This is a genomic window from Mesorhizobium sp. M7A.F.Ca.CA.004.04.2.1 (genome assembly GCF_004022825.1).
Taxonomy (GTDB): domain Bacteria; phylum Pseudomonadota; class Alphaproteobacteria; order Rhizobiales; family Rhizobiaceae; genus Mesorhizobium.
In genome coordinates this window covers 1-1,083 of the sequence record NZ_RZPH01001440.1, presented here as the reverse complement: position 1 = coordinate 1,083, position 1,083 = coordinate 1, and the positions used below count along the sequence as shown (strand labels likewise).

Sequence of the window (1,083 nt, the reverse complement as noted above, 5' to 3'; positions counted from 1 at the left end):
GATGTTGAGCTGGGCAATGCGCGCCGCTGCGTTCTCGCCCATCAGCGGCGAGCCTTGCGCGGTCGAGCAAAGCACGATGTCGGCGACCGCAGCCAGCGGCGAGTTGTCGTAGTTGGTGATGGCCAGCGTGCGGGCACCGTTCTTGCGGGCCAGCTGGATGGCGTCGATGACGGCCGACGTGTTTCCCGAATGCGAGAAGCCGACGGCGATGTCGTCGCCGCCGAGCAGCGAGGCCGACATCAGCATCATATGCGAATCGTCATAGACGGATGCGCGGATGCCGATGCGCAGAAACTTGTGCGAGACATCGCGGGCGATCTGCGCCGAGCCGCCGACGCCATAAAAATCCCGGTTCTTGGCACGGAAGAGCAGCTCGGCGGCCCGGTCGAAATCCTCGATGTCGAGGATCGCCAGCGTCTCCTCCAGCGCCTGGATGGAGGTGCGAAACACTTTTTGCACGATCTCGGCCGAACTGTCGTCGGATGACAGTTCCTGGTGCATCTCGGCGGTCGGCAGGCGACTGTATTCATAGACGGCGGTGCGGAAGTCGCGATAGCCGGAAAAGCCGAGCTTCTTGGCGATTTTGACCACCATCGCCTCGGACACGCCGGACTCTTCGGCGATCTGTTTCAGCGGAATGCTCTCGTCGAAACCGCGCCGGCCGAAGACGGTTTCCACCACCTTCGCCTCCAACGGGGTGAGATGCGGCATCATCATGCGGATGCGCGGTCCTACCGCTTTCAGGTCCAGCCCGCTCAAGGTCATCCACGCCCCCTCGTCACGCGATCGATAAGCATCGCGGCGAGGATTATAAGACCAGTTGCCAGAAGCTGATAGAAGGACTGGACGTTCATCAGCGTCAAACCGTTGCGCATGGCGCCGAGGATGACGGCGCCCAGGATGGTGCCGACGATGCTGCCCTTGCCGCCCATCAGCGAGGCGCCGCCGATGGCGGCAGCCGCGATAGCGTCGAGTTCCCAGAGATTGCCGAGGATGGGCTCGGCGGCGCCGAGCCGGCCGACCAGGATCTGCGCGGCAAGCGCCGCCAGCAGGCCCGAGATCATGTAGGCGGCGATCTTGGTG

At 63.7% G+C, this 1,083-nt stretch carries 1 protein-coding gene and 1 pseudogene; both read right to left on the bottom strand.

All coding sequences use genetic code 11. The annotated features are described in order from the left end of the window. Positions 1 to 765, bottom strand: a 765-nt coding sequence (locus EN893_RS35230; RefSeq protein WP_128362226.1) for a MurR/RpiR family transcriptional regulator, incomplete at its 3' end; no start/stop codon positions are given. Beyond that, positions 762 to 1,083, bottom strand: a pseudogene (locus EN893_RS35225) (ribose ABC transporter permease); the annotation flags it as partial. The pseudogene EN893_RS35225 and the gene EN893_RS35230, both read right to left, overlap by 4 nt.